The 22,220-nt window shown below is 66.4% G+C and carries 9 protein-coding genes; 4 read left to right on the top strand and 5 right to left on the bottom strand.

Annotation, left to right across the window (positions count from 1 at the left end; all coding sequences use genetic code 11):
- Positions 1 to 36: 36 nt before the first annotated feature.
- Positions 37 to 1,494: a class I adenylate-forming enzyme family protein gene (locus tag B2R83_RS08730; protein WP_292040160.1), complete on the top strand. Its 1,458-nt coding sequence runs from the start codon at positions 37 to 39 to the stop codon at positions 1,492 to 1,494.
- Positions 1,495 to 1,496: 2 nt separating this feature from the next.
- Here the strand turns inward: B2R83_RS08730 and B2R83_RS08725 are convergent, their stop codons facing one another.
- The gene (locus B2R83_RS08725; protein ID WP_285382852.1) at positions 1,497 to 1,727 is read right to left on the bottom strand and encodes a hypothetical protein; all 231 of its coding nucleotides are present in this window, start codon (positions 1,725 to 1,727) and stop codon (positions 1,497 to 1,499) included.
- A 242-nt stretch (positions 1,728 to 1,969) separates the two neighbouring features.
- On the opposite strand from B2R83_RS08725, the gene B2R83_RS08720 reads away from it, so the two are divergent.
- Positions 1,970 to 4,234 (top strand): family 1 glycosylhydrolase, encoded by a 2,265-nt coding sequence (locus B2R83_RS08720; RefSeq protein ID WP_292040157.1) that lies wholly within the window; start codon positions 1,970 to 1,972, stop codon positions 4,232 to 4,234.
- 71 nt (positions 4,235 to 4,305) lie between these two features.
- Here the strand turns inward: B2R83_RS08720 and msbA are convergent, their stop codons facing one another.
- Positions 4,306 to 6,051 (bottom strand): lipid A export permease/ATP-binding protein MsbA, encoded by a 1,746-nt coding sequence (gene msbA, locus B2R83_RS08715; RefSeq protein ID WP_292040156.1) that lies wholly within the window; start codon positions 6,049 to 6,051, stop codon positions 4,306 to 4,308.
- Positions 6,041 to 7,321, bottom strand: a complete 1,281-nt coding sequence (locus B2R83_RS08710) for an O-antigen ligase family protein (protein WP_292040155.1) — start codon at positions 7,319 to 7,321, stop codon at positions 6,041 to 6,043. Before B2R83_RS08710 ends, msbA begins: the two co-directional genes overlap by 11 nt.
- A gap of 55 nt (positions 7,322 to 7,376) precedes the next feature.
- On the opposite strand from B2R83_RS08710, the gene B2R83_RS08705 reads away from it, so the two are divergent.
- Positions 7,377 to 8,216, top strand: a complete 840-nt coding sequence (locus B2R83_RS08705) for a glycosyltransferase family 2 protein (RefSeq protein WP_292040153.1) — start codon at positions 7,377 to 7,379, stop codon at positions 8,214 to 8,216.
- Between the two features lie 12 nt (positions 8,217 to 8,228).
- Here B2R83_RS08705 and B2R83_RS08700 read toward each other — a convergent pair whose 3' ends face one another.
- Positions 8,229 to 8,801 (bottom strand): DUF7010 family protein, encoded by a 573-nt coding sequence (locus tag B2R83_RS08700; protein WP_292040151.1) that lies wholly within the window; start codon positions 8,799 to 8,801, stop codon positions 8,229 to 8,231.
- Between the two features lie 351 nt (positions 8,802 to 9,152).
- On the opposite strand from B2R83_RS08700, the gene B2R83_RS08695 reads away from it, so the two are divergent.
- On the top strand, positions 9,153 to 18,389 hold the full coding sequence (locus B2R83_RS08695; protein WP_292040150.1) for a putative Ig domain-containing protein: 9,237 nt from the start codon (positions 9,153 to 9,155) through the stop codon (positions 18,387 to 18,389).
- Positions 18,390 to 18,653: 264 nt separating this feature from the next.
- On the opposite strand, the gene dnaE is transcribed toward B2R83_RS08695, so the two are convergent.
- Entirely contained in the window at positions 18,654 to 22,151 is a 3,498-nt protein-coding gene (dnaE, locus tag B2R83_RS08690) for a DNA polymerase III subunit alpha (RefSeq protein WP_292040149.1), read from the bottom strand.
- Between the last annotated feature and the right edge of the window lie 69 nt (positions 22,152 to 22,220).

Below are 22,220 nucleotides of genomic sequence, written 5' to 3'. Positions count from 1 at the left end.
TTGCCTGGCGTGCGCGGCAGGGGTATAAAGCCGCCCATGATCGATCCAGCCGCCCTGCCCTCCCGTATTTCCGACATCGTCCGCATCCAGGCCGCACGGTCACCGCAAGCCCCGGCGCTCGCCGAAGGCGGACAGCTGTGGACTTATGCCGAACTGGAGCGCGAAACGGATCGCTACGCCGGCCTGCTGCGCGCGCTGGGCGTACGCCCCGGCGACCGCGTCATGCTGGTGAGCGAGAACTGCATGGCCCAGGTGGCCCTGCTGTTCGCCATCGCCAGCCTCGACGCCTGGAGCGTGAACGTCAATGCCCGCCTGAGCGGGGGCGAACTGGCCGCGATCCGCGCCCACAGCACGCCGCGCCGGGTACTCTACACCACGGCGGCATCGAACGATGCGCTGGCCCATGCCAGGTGCGACGGCGCGGCGGCATGCGGCGAGCTGATGGCCGGGCCGCTCGACCCCGCCGCCCTGCCGGAGCCGGTGTCTCCCGGCGGCGCCCAGGTGGCGGCGCTGGTCTATACCACCGGCACCACCGGCCAGCCCAAGGGCGTCATGCTGACCCATGCCAACCTGCTGTTCGTCGCCGCCACCTCGAGCCTGCTGCGCGGCCTGCAGCCTTCCGACCATGCCAGCGGCGTGCTGCCGATCTCGCACGTGTATGGCCTCAGCTCGGTCATGCTCGGCACGCTGTACGCGGGCGCCTGCCTGCACCTGATGCCGCGTTTTTCCGCCGAGGCGCTGCTGGCGCAGATCCGTGCCGGCGAGCTGAGCATCGTGCAGGGTGTCCCGGCCATGTATGCGCGCCTGCTGGCGCTCGCCGGGGGCGAACCGGTCCGGTCGCGCCTGCGCTTCTGCTACGCCGGCGGCTCGCCGCTGGACCCGGCCCTCAAGCGCGAGGTCGAACGCGTGTTCGGGCTGCCCCTGCACAACGGCTACGGCCTGACCGAGAGCGGCCCGACCGTCTCGCAAACGCGCCTGGACGCCCCGCGCGGCGACAGCTCGGTGGGCCATCCGATTCCCGGGGTCGAGGTGCGCATCATGGAAGCGACGGGCGAGCTGTGGGTGCGCGGGCCGAACGTGATGACGGGCTACTACCGTGATCCGGCGCAGACCAGCGCCACCCTGCGACCCGGCGGCTGGCTGGCCACCGGCGACGTCGCGACCCGGGGCGAGGACGGCGCGCTCTTCATTGCCGGGCGCCTGAAGGAACTCATCATCCGCTCGGGTTTCAATGTCTATCCACTGGAAGTGGAGACGGCGCTCAACAGCCACCCGGCCGTGCTGCAGTCGGCGGTGGTCGGCCGGCCGCTTGCCGGCGGCGAGGAAGAGGTGGTGGCCTTCGTGGAGAAAGCGGAGGAAGTCGATGCGGCCGCGCTGCAGGACTGGCTGCGCGCGCGCCTGGCGCCCTACAAGCGGCCGTCGCGCATCGTGTTCATGGATGTGCTGCCGGCAGCGCCGAGCGGCAAGATATTGAAGAGCCGGCTAACCGTATAAGCTCAACGGCGCCGCTTCTTCCAGTTGTAATCCGGCCCCGTCACGTCCACGCCCGGATGGCCGACCAGATCCGGATGCTCGGACGACATCGTGATGAAGCGCACGCCCTCCCCCTCGCGCTGGCGCGTGCGCAGCACTTCCATGTACTGCATCGCCTCCACCATGGCCGTGGTCTCGAACAGTTTCTGGTGCGGCGTGCATTTGTCGGCTTCGACGATTGTCCAGTACACCATGTACATCATGATCTCCTTGTATGCGCATATTGTCGCCGCTCCAGGCTCCATGCGGCGCACTGGTCGCTACGTTTTGATGCCTCCAGAAATTTCCAGTTAGCAGAAGTTAGAGTCCGAAACGCGTATTTTTCCCACAAATGTAGGACTGGTCCGAAATGTCCTTTTTATGTGGGCTAGTTCACACAACTCGTCGCATGCGGCCATTAGGCTTTAGGCTGTCTTCACAAACAGCGGGTCATAACATGAACATACCGATGGTTTCCCAGCCGGACCACACCCCTGATCTCGAGCTCTGGGGAGGGCTCGAATGCACGGTCAACCGCGTGCGCGACAATTACTTCAGCCAGATGGAGCGCAACGGCCACGCCGAGCGCCTGCAGGACATCGACCGTTTTGCCTCCTTGGGCATCAAGGCCATCCGCTATCCGGTGCTGTGGGAGCGCACCGCGCCCGATGGCATCGAGTCCGCCGACTGGTCATGGTCCGACGAACGCCTGCCGGCCCTGCAGCAGCTGGGCGTCACGCCCATCGTCGGCCTCCTTCACCATGGCAGCGGACCACGCGACACCAGCCTGGTCGATCCCGCCTTCCCCGAAAAGCTCGCCGAGTACGCCGGCGCGGTAGCCCGTCGCTACCCCTGGGCCGAGTACTACACCCCGGTCAACGAACCTTTGACCACGGCGCGCTTTTCCGGTCTGGCAGGCGTCTGGTACCCGCACGGCAGTGATGAATCCACCTTCATCCGCGCCCTGATCAACGAGTGCCGCGCCACCGTGCTGGCGATGCGCGCGATCCGCGAAGTCAACCCGGACGCCAAGCTGGTCGCGACCGACGACCTGTCCAAGACCTACGGCACGCCAGAGATGCAGGAAGTGGTCAGCTTCTTCAACGAACGCCGCTGGCTGGGCTGGGACCTGCTGTGCGGGAAGGTCGACCAACACCACGCGCTGTGGAACTACCTGCTGGAGTCGAACGCCACCGCGGAAGAGCTGCTCTGGTTCCGCGACAACCCCTGCCCGCCCGACATCATCGGCGTCAACTACTATGCTACCAGCGAGCGCTGGCTCGACCACCGTCCGGAGCGCTATCCGGAGAACCGGCGCCATGTCTACCGCGGCATCCCGCACGCCGACATCGAGACGCCGCGCGCGCTGGCCACGCCGACGCCGGGCATCGGACCGCTGTTGATGGAAACCTGGGAACGCTACGGCCTGCCGATCGCCATCACCGAAGCGCACATCGACGCCAACCGCGAAGACCAGATGCGCTGGCTGCTCGAGATCTGGAACGCGGCGCGCAGCGCCCGCCAGCAGGGCGCCGACGTGCGCGCGGTGACGGTCTGGGCCCTCCTCGGCTCCTACGACTGGAACTGCCTGGTCACCGAGTGCCGCGGCTACTACGAACCGGGCCCGTTCGACGTGCGCGGCGGCGAACCGCGCCCGACCGCCGTCGCCACCCTGATGCGCGAACTGTCCAGCGGACGTCCGCTGACCAACCCGGTGCTGCAGGGCGAAGGCTGGTGGCGCCGCCCGGGCCGCTTCTTCTGCAAGCCGGTGGCGACCCGCACCGCCGTGGCCGACATCGCGATCCGCAGCCAGTTCAAGTCGAACGTGGTGCAGCCGATCCTGATCACCGGCGCCACCGGCACCCTAGGCTCTGCCTACGCGCGCATCTGCAAGAACCGCAACCTGGCCTTCCACGTGCTGACGCGCCAGGAGATGGACATCACCGATCCGGCCTCGGTAGAGGCGGCGATCCAGCGCTACAAGCCGTGGGCGATCATCAATGCGGGCGGCTACGTGCGCGTGGATGAGGCCGAGGGCGATTCCGAACGCTGCATGCGCGAGAACACGCTGGGCGCGACGATCCTGGCGCTGGCCTGCATCCGCCACCAGCTGCGCTTCATGACCTTCTCCACCGACCTGGTCTTCGACGGCACCAAGGGCGCGCCCTATGTCGAGTCGGACGCCCTCAATCCGCTCGGCGTGTACGGCCGCAGCAAGATGGAGGCCGAGCAGCGCGTGCTGGACGCCGACCCGCAGGCCCTGGTGATCCGCACCAGCGCCTTCTTCGGGCCCTGGGACCGGCACAACTTCGTCACGCATGCACTCAATGCGCTCGAAGCCGGCCAGCCCTTCCAGGCCGCGGGCGACATGGTGGTCTCGCCGACCTACGTGCCGGACCTGGTCAACGTCTCGCTCGACCTCCTGATCGACCGCGAACGCGGCGTCTGGCACCTGACCAATGCCGAGGCGCTCACCTGGGCCGAACTGGCCAAGCGCGCCTGCGAAGCGGCGGGCGTGGATCACGCCAGGCTGGAAGTGGTGTCGAGCGAGGCCTGCGGGCACCTGGCGCGCCGGCCGGAATACAGCGCCCTGTCGAGCGAGCGGGCCATGATGCTGCCGTCGCTGGACGATGCGCTGCGCCGGTACGTGGAAGCGGTGCAGGACCGGGCGCATGGGCGCGATGCGGAAGTGCCGGGGGAAGCGGCGCATTACGCCAGCTGAGGTTTTAACGTCAAAAACAACTTGGGTCCCGGCCTTCGCCGGGACCCAATTTTGTATGCGTTACCAGTAGCTTACGAACTCGCCTCGTCCGCCGCCACGAACTGCAGGCGGTACAGATTCGCATACATCCCATTCGCATCGAGCAGTTCCGCATGCGTCCCCTGCTCGACGATGCGGCCGTGTTCCATCACCACGATCCGGTCGGCGCGCTCGATGGTCGACAGCCGGTGCGCGATCACGATCGTGGTGCGTCCCGACATCAAGGTCTCCAGCGCCGCCTGCACCGCGCGCTCGGACTCGTTGTCGAGCGCCGAGGTGGCTTCGTCCAGGATCAGGATCGGCGCATCCTTGTAGATTGCGCGCGCGATCGCCACGCGCTGGCGCTGGCCGCCCGACAGGCGCATGCCGTTCTCGCCGATGCGCGTCTCCACGCCGTCTTCCAGCTTGGCCACCACGTCCGTCAGGTGCGCGGCCCTGACCGCCGCCGCCAGGCGTTCGTAGTCGATCTTCTCCGCGCCGTAGGCGATGTTGGCCGCCAGCGTGTCGTCGAACAGCACCACGTTCTGGCTCACCATCGCCAGCTGCGCGCGCAGGCTGGCCAGTTTGATGTCCGGGTAAGGCACGCCGTCGAGCAGCAGGCGCCCGCCTTCCGGATCGTAGAAACGCGTCACCAGGTTGACGAAAGTGGACTTGCCGCCGCCCGACACGCCCACCAGCGCCACCGTCTGGCCCGGCTGCACGTCCAGCGTGACCTCGCTCAGGGCCGGGCTGGCCGCGTTCGGATAGCGAAACGAGACGTTCTCGAAACGCAGGTGGCCTCTCGCCCGGCCCAGCTCCTGCGTGCCGGTATCGCGCTCGGCCGGGGAGTCGATCAGGCCGAACACCGTCTCGGCCGCCGCAATCCCGCGCTGCATCGGGCCGTTGACCTCGGCCAGCGACTTCATGGGCGTCAGCAGCATCAGCATCATGGTCACGAACTGGACGAACTCGCCCTGGGTCATGTTGGCCTGGATCGCCAGCACCACCACCAGCGACAGCGCCATCGAGGTGGCGATCTGGGTCACCGGGGTGGTGGCCGCAAACGCGACCGTCATGCGCTGCGAGAAGCCGCGCAGCGCCTCGCTGCGCGCATGGAAGCGCGTGCGCTCGTAGCGCTCGCCCGAGAACACCCGGATCACCTGGTGGCCGCGCGTGGCTTCTTCCACCACCTGGGTCAGCTCGGCCGTCACGCGCAGGTTCTCGCGGTTCAGGCGGCGCAGGCGGCCGGTGGTGGTGCGCACGATCACGGCGGTCAGCGGGATCACGATGATCGCCACCAGGGTCAGCTTCCAGTTCAGGTAGAGCAGCGTGCCGAGCAGGCCGATCACGACCAGGGTATCGCGCACGCAGGCCACGAACACCGACTGCAGCATGTCCACCACCTGGCGCACCTCGTTCACCACGACATTGATGATCTTGCCGGTCGACTCTTCATGGAAGCGCGCCACCGGCAGCCTGAGCACGCGGTCGAACACCATCGCGCGCAGGTCGTTCAGCACGCGGCTGGTGACCCAGTTGTTCAGGTAGGCGGTCGAGAAGGTGCCGATGCCGCGCAGGATGAAGATCGACACCAGCACGCCGGGAATCCACCACAGGCTGAACGGCACCTTCTCCTCGAAGCCGAGGTCGATCAAGAGCTGCAGGGCCTTGCCGAGCAGCGGCTGGGTGGCGGCGGTGAGCGCCATCGACAGCAGCGCCAGCCAGGCCCGCGTCTGGTAGGGCTTGACCACCGCCAGCAGGCGTTTGATGATGACCTTGTTTTCCAATTTATTGTCCACGTTGTGTTTCCATACCGGCCTGCGCGTCGGCTTTCGCGGTCAGGCAGAAGCCCATCAGGAGAGCCACCATGAGCACGTAGAACATGGTGCCCTTCAAGGACCAGAAGATGACTTCGGTGAGGCCGAAGCCGAAATAAGCGAGCACCACCAGCATGCCCGCCAGGGCCGGCGCGAACTGGGGCATCCCGCGGCGCGAGCCGCCTCCGATGGCGCGCGCGAAGAACGCGAAAGGCGCGGCCAGGATGCCGGCATACGCGAGCAGCCCGAACACGCCGCCGGTCGCCTGCGCCTGCAGGATATCGTTGTGCAGGTGGTGGCCGAACTCGAGGATCACGTCCTGGACCTTGCCCTGCTGCGCCAGCTCGCGCAGCCCGGCGCGTACGCCCTCGGGGGTACGCCCGAACCAGGGTTCTTCCGCGATCAGGTAGCGGGCGCCCTTCCATAGCTCGAGGCGGATGCCGACGTTCGAGAAGGCGCTGCCGCCGTCGAGCCATATCTGGACGTCGTGCATGCCCTGGTCCATCCGTTCCTGCACGCCGAAGGCGGGAATGAAGAAGGTCGAGGCGAACAGCGCGAAGCTGCCGACCAGCAGCAGGCGCACGCGCCGGCTCTGCAGCAGGCGCGCGTAGGTCAGGAACAGGATGGCCGCCAGCACCAGCGCGATCCAGCCGCCGCGGGTGCCGCTGATGACCGTCGCGCCCAGGCCCGCCAGTGCGCCGAGCGCCGGGAAGATCGCCTTGCGGGTGCTGTGGCGGTAGTCGATGGCGGCCGCCAGCGCCACCAGCGCCAGGCACAAGGCGATGTCGCCGAAGGTGATCGAATTGAGCCAGCCGCCCGGGCGGTAGATATCGAGCACGAAGCGCTGCCAGGCGATGAAAGGCAGCGCGCCCAGGGCGCCGAGGATCACGCCCCACCACAGCCAGGCGCGCGCGGGACGCGCCAGCACCACCAGCATGAGGGCGCTGAATCCCAGGAGCATGCGCGAGGGCTTGTCGAGGTAGCTCCAGTCGGCCTCGGGACGCGCCAGCACGAAGGCCAGCGCCAACAGAAAGTAATAGCCGAAGGCCGCCAGCACCCAGCGGATTTCGCGCCAATGCGGCGCCATCGCCGCCCAGGCCTTGCGCGGCACGCACAGCAGCGCAAGCACGAAGACGAGACTGGAAAAGCCGATGCCGGACGGGGTGATGAGGCTGAGGAAAGGGAACAGGAAAACCAGGAAGCCGATCCAACGCTGCATCGGCACCCCGATTTTCGTCTGATTATTGTTCATTCATGTTCTTGTGGGATACTCTTGCCAAGCTTGAGCACGTGTTAATTGGACTTCCATGCAGCAAACCCCGACCATCTCTGTCGTGATCACCACATACAACCGCCCGGACGCACTCGCAGCGGTCGTGGAGGCCTGTTTCATGCAGGATGACAAGAATTTTGAAATCATTATCGCTGATGACGGCTCGACTGCCAACACGCGGGACACCGTCGCCGACCTGGCAGCGCGCTCGCCCGTGCCGCTCAAGCACGTGTGGCAGCCGGACCAGGGCTTTCGCGCCGCGATGGCGCGCAACCGCGGCACGCTGGCGGCAACCGGCAACTATATCATCTTCCTGGACGGCGACTGCGTGCCGCAGCGCGACTTCATCCGGCGCCACCGGCAGCTGGCGCGGCCGGGCTTCCTGGTCGCCGGCAGCCGCATCCTCCTGAGCCAGGCGCTGACCGAACGCGTCCTGCGCGAACGCATCGACGTGGCCGGCATGTCCCTGCTGGACCGCCTGCGCTGCCGCCTGCGCGGCGACATGAACAAGGTGCTGCAGACGATGCTGCGCTGGCCCGACCTCGGCCGGGTACGGCGCCGGTTCAGCTGGCGCCGCATCAAGAGCTGCAACCTGGCCGTCTGGCGCGCGGACCTGGAGCAGGTCAACGGTTTCGACGAGAGTTTCGTGGGCTGGGGCCACGAGGATGCCGACCTGGTGCTGCGCCTGTTCCATGCCGGCGTGCTGCGCAAGGACGGCGCCCTGGCCACCGAGGTGCTGCACCTGTGGCACCGGGAAGCGAAGCGCGACGAGGAATCGAGCAACCGCAAGGTGGTGCTGGAGCGGGCTGCGACCAGGACGGTCCAGGCGGTGCGCGGACTGCGCGAGCACCGGGAGCCCGCGTCCCGGGCATGAGAGCGGCCCTCGTCAGGCACCCATGCTATCTACTGCAGCCGCCGGGACGGCGAGCGCACTGCGGCGCATGCGCATTTCGGCGATCGTGAGCGCATAGGCCGCGACGACCACCGCCGCCGATGCGCTGACGGAGTGGGCGGGAAACGCAAACCAGACCGCGACCAGGCCGGCCGAGCGCAGGATCGCATGGCGATAGCCGAGTGGATGGCCGATGATCCAGGAATAGACCATCCAGTGCAGCCCGAGTGCGATGCCGAGACTGAGCGGGACGAACTCGGGTGCCCGCATCAGCAGAGGAATGTGTACTGCCCACAGCAGGTTGACCATCAGGACGCAGACGCCCATCAACTTGGCCAGCGGATTGGCATTTTCCAGCAACTGTTCACCACGCAGCCTGGCAATCGCCATCGCGAGCGGAAAGATCGCACCGGTCGCGAACACCAGCGCCAGGATGGCGGCCTTCGGCGGCAGGAGTATTCCCAGGACGCCGACAATGCACCAGACCAGCATGCCGGCGATCGGCAAGGACATGGAGCCCTTGGAGCGCTCGTCGAAATCCGCGCGAAGTTGAGTCAGTGTCTGCATGGCCAAGGTCCCCATCATATTGTTGTACATACATGAAAATGTAGCATAACCAATGTCCGCGTGATACGCGTGGCGCGAGGACGCAGATGCTGCGTCGAATGCCGCGCATGCGCTGTCGAAATCCACCAATGTTTGCAGGAGTCGTTATCGGCCACGTACGCTGCCCGACCAAGAAAAAGTTACCTACCGAAACAAATGCATGGATCGTTCAATATATTCTGTGCATAAAAGATACAGTTGGTTCCATTGCGCAATAAACCTCGATAGAATCCGATCTGCATTCACATTGAGCCATACCACCGAGTCCGCCAAGCGACTCCGGCATCCTTTTCTCTCTCCCGCTTAATACCCATGACGACCGCCACTTCCAAAGACATCGTGTTTATCGACGCCTCCATCGCCAATGGAGATGCCCTTCTCGACCGCTTGCCAGTCGATTCCCAAGTTGTCTGGCTTGATGCAGATCTGGATGGGCTGTCGCAAATCGCCGCGGCGCTGGCGGCGCACGATGGCGTCACCGGGGTCCATATCATCAGTCACGGCAGCGCTGGCATGCTGCAACTCGGTTCCGCCGCGATCGGCTTGAACAGCTTCGACAGCCATGCAGCCGATTTCGCCGCCATTCGTGCAGCCCTGGCGCCAGGCGCGGACCTGCTGCTCTACGGGTGTGACGTCGCTGCCGGTCCAAGCGGTCAGGCTTTCATACACACCCTTGCCGCTGCAACCGGCGCCGACGTCGCCGCATCGACCGGGCTGACCGGCGCCGCCGCCATGGGGGGTGACTGGGTGCTGGAAGCGAGCACCGGCGCCATCGAGACTGCCGCCATCGTTGCAAGCGCAATGCACGGTACGCTGGCTGCGCCCGTGATCAACAACCTGGATGCGGAGGTCACCTATACCGAGGGCGGCGCTCCCGTCGTCATCGACAGCAACATGACGCTCGGCGGCGGCAGTGCCTACGGCGGCGGCTATGTGCGCTATGCCCTGAACGCGTCGAATAGCGCCGACCTGCTTGCCCTGAACAGCGCGGCCAACCCCAACGCGTCCGGTGCCGTCAGCGTCGATGCCGGCACCGTCTACCTCGGCAATGGCAGCGGAAAGGAAGCGATCGGCTCGATCGATGCCACGCTCAATGGCCAGAATGGCAAAGCACTGCAGATCAACTTCTCGGCAAACTTCACGAACCCGAGCTTCGAATCGAATGGCGGCAGCGTCACCGGCTGGACCATCGGCACGGAGTGGGTCAACCTGGGCACCACCAAGATCGGCGGCTTCACCTCGCCTGAAGATCCCACCCATGCGCCGAATTCGGGTGGAGACAACGAGAAGCCGGCCAGTGCGTCCTTCAATTCCCAGCTGGCCCCCGGCGGCTCGGATGCCTCCAGCGGCGGCGGCAGCTATTCGCTGCGCCTGTACAGCAGCATGACCACCGCCCAGGGCTACGACGTCGTCCACGGTCCGTACGCGATGTCCAACGCCTTCCAGGCCTCCCAGGGGGACGTCCTGTACTTCGACTGGAAGGCGGCAGGCGGCTCGGACGCCTTCGACGCCTTCGGCTACCTGCTGAACGCGGACACCGGCACCGCCACCATCGTGCTGAACCGCACCGGCACGAGCGCGAGCGAGAGCACGCCCTGGACCACCGCCAGCGTGACCGTGCCAGGCAACGGAAACTACCGTTTCGTCTTCGTGTCGGGCACCTGGGATGCGACGGGCGGCAAGGCCGCCGGCGGCTCCTTGTACATCGACAATTTCAAGGTGTTCGGCAACAAGGTCAACGATGCCGTGGCGACCTCCATCGCCCAGCAGATCACCTACCGCAACAGCGCCGAGGACGCGCCTGCCAGCCGCGAGCTGACGGTTACCGTGGCCGACGGCAACGGCGCCACCAGCAGCGCGAAGACGGCCCTCAAGGTCGCCGGTGTGAATGACGCACCGATCCTGACCGGCGGAGCCTTCCTGCCCGGCGTGCTGGAAGATGCGTCCAATCCCGTCGGCGCCACCGTCCGCAGCCTGTTCGGCAACAAGTTCACCGATCCCGATAACGCCTACAGCCCGACCGACAGCCTGGCGGGCATCGTCGTCGTCGGCGACGCCTCGACCCCAGCCCAGGGCAACTGGCAATACAGCACCGACAACGGCGCCAGCTGGCACGACATCGGCGCGGTCAGCGCCAGCAATGGCCTGCTGCTCGATGCGAACGCCAAACTCCGCTTCATGCCCGCCGCCGACTATCCGAGCGGCGCGGCGGCCCATGGCGCCGCGGCCAGCCCGGGCGCACTCCACGTGCACGCCGTCGACAGTTCCCATACCGGCGGCTACGCCAGCGGCGTGGTCCGCAAGTACTTCGACACCACGAGCGATGGCGGCAGCTCGGCGGTCTCGGCCGTCGGCGTCAACCTGACGACGACGGTCACGGAAGTCAACGACGCGCCGCGCTTCACGCCGGCCACGCTCGCGACGCCGAACGGCAGCATTGCCGACACCGCCGCCAACGACAGCGCGGGCGGCCTGGGCGGCGCCGGCACCGGACTGTCGGGAAGGCTGGAAGCCAGCGATCCTGAGCGCGACGGATTCAGCTTCGGCGTGCGCGGCGGCGTGGATGACGGTGCGGGCCACGTCGTGCGCACCGGCCTGTACGGCACGCTGAGCGTCGACAAGGCCAGCGGCGCCTGGACCTACACCCCGAACCCGGTGGCGATCAACGCGGTGCCGGCCGGCGCCCGTACGGTCGACAGTTTCGAATTCAAGGTCACCGACGCGCTCGGCGCCTCGTCGGTGATGCCCTATAGCGTGGACATCGCGGGGATGAACGACAAGCCGGAAGCGCACGGCGGCAGCTTGCCGGACCTGACCGCCGCCACCAGCAACTGGGCCTACCAGCTGCCCTCGACCGCCTTCACGGACGCCGAAGGCTCGGGCCTGACCTACACGGCGACCCTTGCCGACGGCACCCCTCTGCCGGCCGGGATCGCATTCGACGCGCAGGCGCGCACCTTCACCACCACGGGCGCGGCGCCGGGCGCCTATGTCATCAGGGTCAAGGCCGACGACACGGCCGCCGCCGTCGAACACGACTTCACGCTGACGGTCGCGAACAGTGCGCCGATACTGAACAAGCCGCTCGGCCCGCAGGTGGTGGCCGCGAATGCCCCCTGGTCCATCCAGATACCGGCCAACATGTTCGTCGATCCGGACAACGATCCGCTCAGCTACAGCGTGTGGATGGACGGCACGGAGATCACGGCATCCGGCGCGAAGATCGGCTTCGACCCGGCCAGCGGCATCCTGTCGGGCGACGGTTCGCCATTGGCCGGCCGGATCATCGAAGTGCGTGCCAGCGACGGCGCCGCCATCGCCACGGCCGACTTCCAGCTCAAGCTGGGGACCGGGACTGGCACCGCTCCGGCGGCCGGAACCGCGATCCCGAGCCAGACGTGGACCGGCGCCGGCGACAAGATGTTCCAGGTTCCCGCCAATGCCTTCGATATCGGCGACGGTCCGGGCGTGCCGCAGCACTATGCCGCCACGCTTGCGGACGGCAGCGCGCTGCCGGGGTGGCTGACGTTCGACGCGGCCACCGGCACCTTCTCGGGCAATCCGCCGGCCGACGCCGCCGGCACGCTCGCACTGAAGCTCGTCTCGGTCTACGACGGCGTGGAACGCGCCGCCCGGAGCTTCGATCTGAACATCTTCGATCCCAACGATGCGCCGGCGCTGAGCGCCGCCGCGGCGCTGGCGGACCAGACCCATGCCACGCCGACCAACTGGAGCCTGAACGTCGGCACGCTGTTTACGGACGCGGACGGCGACGACAGCGCCATCGTCTACAGCGCCAGGCTGGCCAACGGCGATCCGCTCCCTTCCTGGCTGAGCTTCGACCCGGTTGCCAAGAGCTTCAGCGGCATCCCGACCGGGGGAGCGGCCTACCTGAACATCGTGGTCAGCGGTACCGATGCCGGCGGCAAGAGCGGCTCGACCAGCTTCACGCTCAACCTGCAGGACATCACCGACAGCAGCACCGTCGGCACCAACGACACCAACACCGTCGGCACGGTGTCCGTTACCGACCTCAACGGCAACACCCTGCTGCAGGGAGACACCCTGCGTGCCGCGGTCACCGACGCCAACGGCCTGCGCGGCGCCGTCACCTACCAGTGGCAGTCCTCCACCGACGGCAACACATGGACCGACATCGCCAACGCGAACGCAGCGGACTTCACGCTGGGCCAGGCCCAGGTCAACCAGCAGGTGCGTGTCCAGGCCTTCTACCTGGACGCCGGCGGCGTGGCGGAAAGCCCGGTCGCGAACGCGCTGGGCCCGGTCATCAACGTCAACGACGCCGGTGTGCTCAACTTCAGCGGCGCGCTCTCGGTGGGAAGCGAACTGCGCGCCAACCTGTCTGACATCGACGGCCTGGCCGGCGCGGAGCCGAGCTACCAGTGGGAGACCTCGAGCGACAATGTCAGCTGGACCGCGATTGCCGGCGCCACCTACGGCAGCTACACCATCGTGGATGACGACGGCGGCAAGTACATCCGGGTGCGCGCCACCTATACCGACGACCTGAACAGCACCGAGACCGCCGTTGCCAACGGCGGCCGGATCAACATCGGCACGGTTGCACCGGTCGCTTCCGATGTCTCCGTCGGCGCGACCGAACGAGGCGGCCAGAACAATGCTACCGGCGGCAACGACCCGAGCGGCAACCTGCTGGCCGCGGTGACCGATGCCAATGCCGGGGACACCAAGGCCATCCAGTCGCTGCGCGCCGGCGCCGCCGAGGGCCTGGGCGCGGACGCCGAGGACGGCGGCGCTACCCTGACCATTCGCGGAAAGTATGGCTCGCTCGTCGTGAACAAGGCGACCGGCGCGTACACCTACACGGTCGAGCAGGGCAATCCCGATGTGGAGGCGCTGAACCTCGGCAGCTCGCTCGCCGACAGCTTCAACTACACCGTGGTCGACGGCAGTGGCCTGACCGACACCGCGGTGCTGACGGTGAGCGTGAACGGCGCCAACGACGCGCCGACCGTGAACGCGTCCCCGAGCGTCACCGTGCTGGAAGACATGGCGGCGAACATCGACCTGTCGAGCATCGTCATCAATGATATCGACGGCGGCAGCAGCTTCAGCTTCAAGCTGGTGGCGAGCCAGGGAACGCTGGCCGCAGCCAGCGCAGGCAACGTGAGCGTTTCCGGAAGCGGAACCGGCACACTGATCCTTACCGGCAGCCGCGCCGATGTCAACGCTTTCCTGGCGGCGGCGGATGCGATCCGGTACACCGGGGCGCTCGACGATAATGGCAATCCAGGCGCAAGCATCGGACTGTTCGCCAACGATGGCGGCGGCGAGGTCAAGGTCAGCGAGGCCAGCGTGGCGATCGGCGCGGTGAACGACGCACCGGCGGGCACCGATGGCGCCGTCACGATTCTGGAAGACACGGCCCATGCCATCCGGGCCGCCGATTTCGGCTTCACCGACCCGAAAGACGCCGTGTCCGGTACGGCCAACAAGCTGGCGGCGGTCATCATCACGTCGCTGCCGCTCAAGGGCAGCCTGGAGCTCGACGGCCTTGCCGTCACGGCCGGCCAGACCATCTCCGTGGCGGACATCGATGCCGGCAAACTGGTATTCACGCCGGCGGCGAACGCCAACGGCACCGCCTATGCCAGCTTCGGCTTCCAGGTCCAGGACGACGGCGGCACCGCCGATGGCGGCGCCGACACCGACGCCAGCGCCAACACCCTGACCGTCCATGTCACGCCGGTCAACGATGCGCCGGTGCTGGTCAATGCCGGCTCCAGCGCTCCGAAGCTGACCACGATTGACGAGAACCAGGTCTCCAGCAACGGCAACCTGATCAGCGATCTGGTCCGCCCGACCGACGGCGGCGGCACGCCGGCGGACGGCGAAGCGAAGAGCTTCTTCACGGACGTGGACTACGTCACGCAGGGCGCCGCCGGCGCGCCGGGCGAGAGCTGGAACGGCGGCGTGGCGATCCACGCCTTGCGTAACGACGGCCCCGCCGACGGCGGCATCTGGCAGTTCTCGACCGATGGCGGCCAGACCTGGAGCGCGGTCGGCGTGGTGGGAGAAGGACAAGCCCTCCTGCTGTCCGCGACCGACAAGATCCGCTTCGTGCCGGATACCGAGAACGGCGCCAATGCAAGCTTCGATTATTACCTGTGGGACGGTTCGAGCGGAACGCACGGACTCAAGGCCAGTGTCGCCGTACGTGGTGGCAGTAGCGCCTTCTCGCTCGACGGCGACCGCGCCGACATCGTCGTCACCCACGTCAACGACGCTCCGCGCATCGACCTGGACGGCACGGCGGCAGGCACCGGCTTCGCCACCAAGTACCTGATCCGCGGCGAGGCGGTCGCGATCGCGGCGTCCGACATGCGTATCACCGACGTCGACAAGCTCGGCCCGGCTCAGCGCGACACGATCACGTCCGCCACCGTGGCGATCACGGACGGCGCCGCCGACAATCTGTTCGGCACGCTCTACGAGACCCTGACGTCTTCGGCCGGCGCCAGCTACCAGGGTAGCCTGGGTCCGATCGCCATTAGCGGCAACGGCAGCGCGGCGCTGACCCTGACCGGCGTCGGCACCTGGGCCGACTACGAGGCGGCGATCAAGAGCATCACCTACCTCAACGCCAATCCCAACGCCTTCCATGGCGTGCGCACGGTTACCGTCAAGGTCTACGACGGCGCGATCACCGATCCTGGCCACTCGCTGGCCGGCACCGCGGTGGCCAGCATCGACAACATCTGGGCGCCGGTCATCGATACCAACGGCGTGGCCGAGGGTGTGATCTACACCACGACCTATACCGAGGACGCCCCGCCGGTGCGTATCGCCAGTGCCGATTCGACCATCACTGACGAGGACAGCCACCTGTCTTCCGTATCGGTCAGCATCAGCAACGTCATGGATGCCGGCCATGAAACGCTGCGCATGTCGGCTGACAGCGTCCTCAGCCTGAGCAAGCTGGGCGTGAATGTCAGCGGCAACGGCACGACGTCGATCACGCTGGCCGGCAATGTCGCGCCGAGCCTGTTCCAGTTGGCATTACGTTCGATCAGCTACGCCAACACGTCGCAACAACCCGACCAGACCCAGCGCGTGATCAAGATCCAGTCGGTCGACATCGACGGCCAGCAAGGCGATCCGGGCTACTCGCACATCAACGTGGTTTCCGTGCAGGATGCGCCTACCGTCGCCAAGGCGCTCCCGGACCTGCCGGGCACCGCCAATGGCGATCCGGGCCATGGCAGCGGTACCAGGGAAACGACGATTCCTGCCGATACCTTCGTGGATGTCGACGGAGATACCCTGACTTACAGCGCCACGCTGGAGGATGGCTCGCCTCTGCCTTCGTGGCTGAGCTTCGACCCGTCGACCCGCAAGCTGAGCGGCAATCCGCCGGCGAGCGCCGATGGCAGCACCTTGACGATCAAGGTGACCGCAACCGATCCGTTCGGTAACAGTGGCTCGGATATCTTCACCTGGAGCTTCAAGGACACGAACGATCTGCCGACGGCAGCGCTTCCGCTGGCCGACCAGACCAAGACCGGCGCTGGTGAACTCAGCTTTGCCCTGCCGCTGGGCAGCTTCACCGACGCCGACGGCGAACAGTTGAGCTATACCGCCAACTTGAGGGATGGTAATGACAGCGCACCGCTGCCTGCCTGGCTGCATTTCGACCCAGTGAGCCGCAGCTTCAGCGGCAACCCGCCGGCCGGTACGACCTCGCCGCTGACCGTGCGCGTGACCGCGACCGACCCGAGCGGCGCCAGCGCCCATGACGACTTCGTCATCACGCTCGGCGGCAACCTGAACGACCTGCCGACCGTGGGCACGCAGCCGCCTTCGCGCAGCTATACGGTGGGCGACTCCGTGAATTTCACGCTGCCCGCGTCGACCTTCGCCGACGGCGACGGCGACACCCTGAGCATCGTGCCAAAGATCGTGAAGGCCGACGGCAGCCTGGGCGATCTCCCCTCGTGGCTGTCGTTCGATCCGCTTACCCGCACCTTCAACGGAAACGCCGGTAGCGCGGTCGACCTGACCATTCGCCTCACCGCCACGGACGGCCATGGCGGCGAGATCAGCACCGACTTCAAGCTGGCCGCGCAGTCGCCGAACACCGCGCCGAGCGCCCCGGTCGATGGCGACAACGACGGCCAGCCCGACGACCAGGAAATCGGCGTCGATACCGATGGCGACGGCATTCCCGACAACCTCGACGACAACGACGACAACGACGGCGTGTTGTCGATCGTGGAAGCGCGCGCGCCGGCGCTGAGTGCGGGTGGCAAGATCGGGGACGGCAACGGTGACGGCATCGCCGATACCCGCCAGGTCAACGTCTCTTCGGCGCCGCTCGTGCGCAAGGATGCGTTCGACGCCAACGGCGGCCCGCTCGATTCCTACGTGACCCTGGTTGCGGACTCGTATGAAGGAAAGGTTCTCCCGACCAGCACCTCCAAACTGCTGAGTCTGCAACAGGTCGATTCGCCGGCCAATTTGCCGGTCGGCATGAACCATCCGCTCGGCATGATCGCGTTCACGTCCAAGGTGGCGAGCGCCGGCGCAACCGAGTCGTTCAGCCTGTACGTCGACAAGTCGCTGAATGTGAACGGCTACTGGAAGGTCGACAAGTTCGGCGATTGGGTCAACCTCGCCAGCGCCGAGTACGGCGGCAAGGTCGTCGTCGAAGGCGATAAGTTGCGCCTGGACTTCAAGATTGCCGATGGCGGCCAGTTCGACGCAGACGGCAAGGCGGACGGCATCATCTCCGATCCGGGCGCGGCCGGCTGGGGCGTCACGACGAAGCACCCGGATGACATCGACAATGACCAGTTCCCCGACCACCTCGAGGGGGCGAACGGACTCGTCGTGGGAACCAAGGACAACGATGTGTTCAGCAGCAGCAAGCTGTTCGTGATGCAGATGTACCGCGACATGCTGTTCCGCGAAGCCGAACCGGAAGGCCTGGCCTTCTGGATGAAGCTGATCGATAACGGCGTGCTCGACCGCGCACAGGTCGCCAACGCATTCCTGCATTCGTCCGAATTCGAAGACATGACGGGCACCGTGGCGCGCCTGTACTTCGGAGCGCTGAAGCGCCTTCCGGACGATGCCGGCCTGAGCACCTGGCTCGATGCGATGAAGGGGGGCATGGACAGTGCCGACGTGGCGGCGGGCTTTGCCGCCAGCACCGAGTTCAATTCGGTGTATGGATCACTCGACAATGCCAGCTACGTGTCCCAGCTGTATCAGGACATCCTGCACCGCGCGGCGACGGAGGCGGAACTGGGCAACTGGACCGCGAAGATGGGCGGCGGCGCCAGCCGGGGCGACGTGCTGCTGGGCGTGACCAATTCGACCGAGAACATTGCGCTCCTGGACGATGCGGTATCGCTGGCGCTGGGATACGCGGGCCTGCTCGGCCGCACCCCGGACCAGGCTGGATTCGACTTCTGGATGGACAAGCTCGACCAGGGCGTCTCGCAGGACGATGTGATTGCGGGCTTCATTGGCGTGCCGGAGTTCCACGACCGTTTCCTGCCTTGATCCAGCAGCGGCCGGGCCCGGGCTGCTTCGGCAGCCGGGCCAGGTGGCAGCCGCCCCGGCCTGGCGGGGCGCATCTGGCGTACTATCTGGATGAAAAGGAAGTTCCAGGAGGAGAAGGCAGGATGCCGGCAATGCATGCCGGCTGTCGACCGTTGGCGGTCCTGAAGCGGGACGCGGGCCGGCCTTCATGGCCCCGGCCCACGCGATGGGGTACGCAGCCCGATCCGGGATCGGGATGCGAATCGAAGCAAGCGCCCGCTTGCCTCAGTACTCCACCGCCACGTCCTTCGCCCCCAGCACCAGTTCCAGCTGCTGCTTGAGCGTGTCCGACGGCGCCACCCGCCAGTCGTCGCCCAGCTGCAGCACCGCTTCCACGCCCTGCGGCTTGATCCGCAGGCTGACCGGCATGCCGTCCTGCATGCGGTGCGGCTGCAGGACCTCGGCCAGCTTGGCGGGATTGAGGTCGCACGGAACGTCCATCTCCAGCTTGAAGCCGTACTGGATGCGCGCCGCCGCGATGTCGTAGACCTTTTCGGCGGTGATGCGCAGGCCGCCGTTGAAGCGGTCTTCCGACACCTTGCCGACCACCAACAGGAATTCGTCTTCCTTGAAGATGTTCTTGTTCTGCTCCAGCAGCTCGCTGTAGATGGTCACCTCGACCACGCCGGTCTTGTCGTCCAGCGCCACGATCAGAATCTTGCCGCGCTGGGTCATCTGGGTGCGCACGCCGGTGATCACGCCGCACAGCATGCGCGGGTCGCGCGACGGTTCCAGGTCCTTCAGCTTGGTCTTGGCGAAGCGCCGCACCTCGGCCGCGTAGGAATCGAACATGTGGCCCGACAGATAGTAGCCGAGCGCGATTTTTTCCTCGGCCAGCTTCTGGCGGTCGGTCCACGGGGTCGCCTTGACGTATTCCGGCGGCGCCACCAGGTCGGAATCGTCACCGCCGAACAGGCTGACCTGGTTGGCGGCGGCGGCGGCCTGGCCGGCCGCTTCCATGGCGAAGCCGACCGAAGCCAGCAGGACTGCGCGGTCGACGCCGAAGCCGTCCATGGCGCCGGCGCGGATCAGCGATTCGATGGTGCGGCGGTTGATCTGCTTGCGGTCCACGCGCATGCAGAAGTCGAACAGGTCCTTGAACTTGCCGCCTTCCGTACGGGCGGCGATGATCGCCTCGATCGCGCCCTGCCCCGCGCCCTTCACGCCGCCCAGGCCGTAGCGGATGTTCGAGACCTGCTTGCCGGTCACGGAACGCGGCTGGCCTTCCGGGGTGAAGCGGAAGTGCGACTCGTTGACGTCCGGCGGCAGGATGGTGAGTTTGCAGACGTCGATCGCGTCCTCGACCAGGATCTTGATCTTCTCGGTGTCTTCCATCGCCAGCGACATGTTGGCTGCCATGAACGCGGCGGTGTGGTGCACCTTGAGGTAGGCCGTGTGATAGGACAGTAGCGCGTAAGCGGCCGCGTGCGACTTGTTGAAGCCGTAGCCCGCGAACTTCTCCATCAGGTCGAAGATCTCGTCGGCCTTTTCCTGGCTCAATCCGTCCTTGGCGGCGCCGGCGCGGAAGATGGCGCGGTGCTCGGCCATCTCTTCGGCCTTCTTCTTGCCCATCGCGCGGCGCAGCATGTCCGCGCCGCCCAGCGAGTAGCCGCCGACGATCTGCGCCATCTGCATGACCTGCTCCTGGTAAACCATGATGCCGTAGGTCTCGGACAGAATCGATTCGGTACGCGGATCCGGGTAGTCGAACTTCTCGCCGTGCTTGCGCTTGCAGAAGTCGGGGATCAGGTCCATCGGGCCCGGACGGTACAGCGCGACCAGCGCGATGATGTCCTCGAAACGGTCGGGACGCGCGTCCTTCAGCATGCCCTGCATGCCGCGCGATTCAAGCTGGAAGATCGCGACGGTCTTCGCTTCGGACAGCAATTTATAGGACGGCCGGTCGGTCAGCGGCAGGGTCTCGAGGTTGAAGTCGGCGTCCTGCGGGTCGAGCGCGCGGATGTAGTTCACCGCGCGGTCCAGGATGGTCAAGGTGGTCAGGCCCAGGAAGTCGAACTTCACCAGGCCGACGGCCTCCACGTCGTCCTTGTCGTACTGCGAGACGACGCCGGCGTCGCCGCCCTGGGTGTACAGCGGGCAGAAGTCGGTGAGTTTACCTGGCGCGATCAGCACGCCGCCGGCGTGCATGCCGATGCCGCGGGTGATGCCTTCGACCTGCTGGGCCAGGTCGAGCAGTTGCTTGACCTCTTCCTCGTTCTCGAGGCGTTCCTTGAGCAGCGGTTCCTCTTCGATGGCCTCGGCGATCGAGACCGGTTTGCCCGGCTTGAACGGGATCAGCTTGGAGATGCCGTCGCAGAAGTTGTAGCCGAAGTCGAGCACGCGGCCGACGTCGCGGATCGCGCCCTTGGCCGCCATGGTGCCGAAGGTGGCGATCTGCGAGACCGCGTCGCGGCCGTACAGGTCCTTGACGTGCTGGATCACCAGTTCGCGCTTTTCCTGGCAGAAGTCGATGTCGAAGTCGGGCATCGAGACGCGTTCCGGGTTCAGGAAGCGCTCGAACAGCAGGTTGTACTTGAGCGGATCCAGGTCGGTGATCTTGAGCGCATACGCGACCAGCGAGCCCGCACCCGAGCCGCGGCCCGGGCCGATCGGCACGCCGTTGTTCTTGCCCCACTGGATGAACTCCGCCACGATCAGGAAGTAGCCCGGGAACTTCATCTTGATGATGGTCTGGTTCTCGAACTCGAGGCGCGCCTCGTAGCGCGGGCGTTCCTTCTCGCGCTGTTCCTCGTTCGGATACAGCTGCACCAGGCGCTCTTCCAGGCCCTTTTTCGTCTCGGAGACCAGGAAGTCGTCGATGCTCATCCCGTCCGGGGTCGGGAAGTCCGGCAGCTGGGGTTTGCCCAGCGTCAGGGTGACGTTGCAGCGCTTGGCGATTTCCACCGAGTTGGCGAGCGCGCCCGGCAGGTCGGCGAACAGTTCCGCCATCTCGGCCTGCGACTTGAAGCACATGCTTTCGTTGAAGCGGCGCACGCGCTTGGCGTTGGCCAGCATCTCGCCTTCGGCGATGCAGACGCGCGCCTCGTGGGCGATGAATTCGTCCTTGTTCAGGAACTGCACCGGGTGGGTCGCCACCACCGGCATGCCGAGGCGCCCGGCCAGGGCCACCGAGTGGCGCACGCCCTGCTCCTGGTTGGGCTGGCCGGCGCGCTGGATCTCGATGTAGAAGTGGCCCGGGAACATGCGTGCCCAGCGCTGGGCCGCGCGTTCGGCGCGCTCGATGTCGCCCTGGTCGATGGCCTGGCCGACGTCGCCGAAGCAGGCGCCCGACAGCACGATCAGGGCATTGGACTGGTCCGCCTCCGGCTCCAGCGTCGAGGTGGACGTGGCCAGCGCTTCCAGCCATTCGACGCGGATCTCGGCGCGGCCCTTGTATTGATTGGTGAGCCAGGCCTTCGAGAGCAGGTCGCACAGCTGCAGGTAGCCCGTGCGGTTCTTGGCCAGGATCAGGAGGCGCGACGGCTTGTCGCGGTTCTCGTCGTTGGTGATCCAGGCGTCGACGCCGACGATCGGCTTGATCCCCTTCCCGCGCGCCGCTTTGTAGAAGCGCACCAGGCAGAACATGTTGGCCAGGTCGGTCACGGCCAGCGCCGGCTGCTGGTCCTTCGCGCAGGCCCCGACGATGTCGTCGATGCGCACGAGGCCGTCGACGATGGAGTATTCGGAGTGGACGCGGAGGTGGGTGAAAGTCGGGGAAGTCATTCCGACATTTTACTCCGGCTGGGCTGTCGCTTGAAGTTGTGTGACTGTTCAGTCGTTGCGTTCGAGCAT

It is taken from the genome of Massilia sp. UBA6681 (genome assembly GCF_002454935.1).
GTDB lineage: Bacteria > Pseudomonadota > Gammaproteobacteria > Burkholderiales > Burkholderiaceae_D > Telluria > Telluria varians.
The sequence above is the reverse complement of the archived record's forward strand: the minus strand, read 5'-3'. Positions and strand labels throughout refer to the sequence as shown.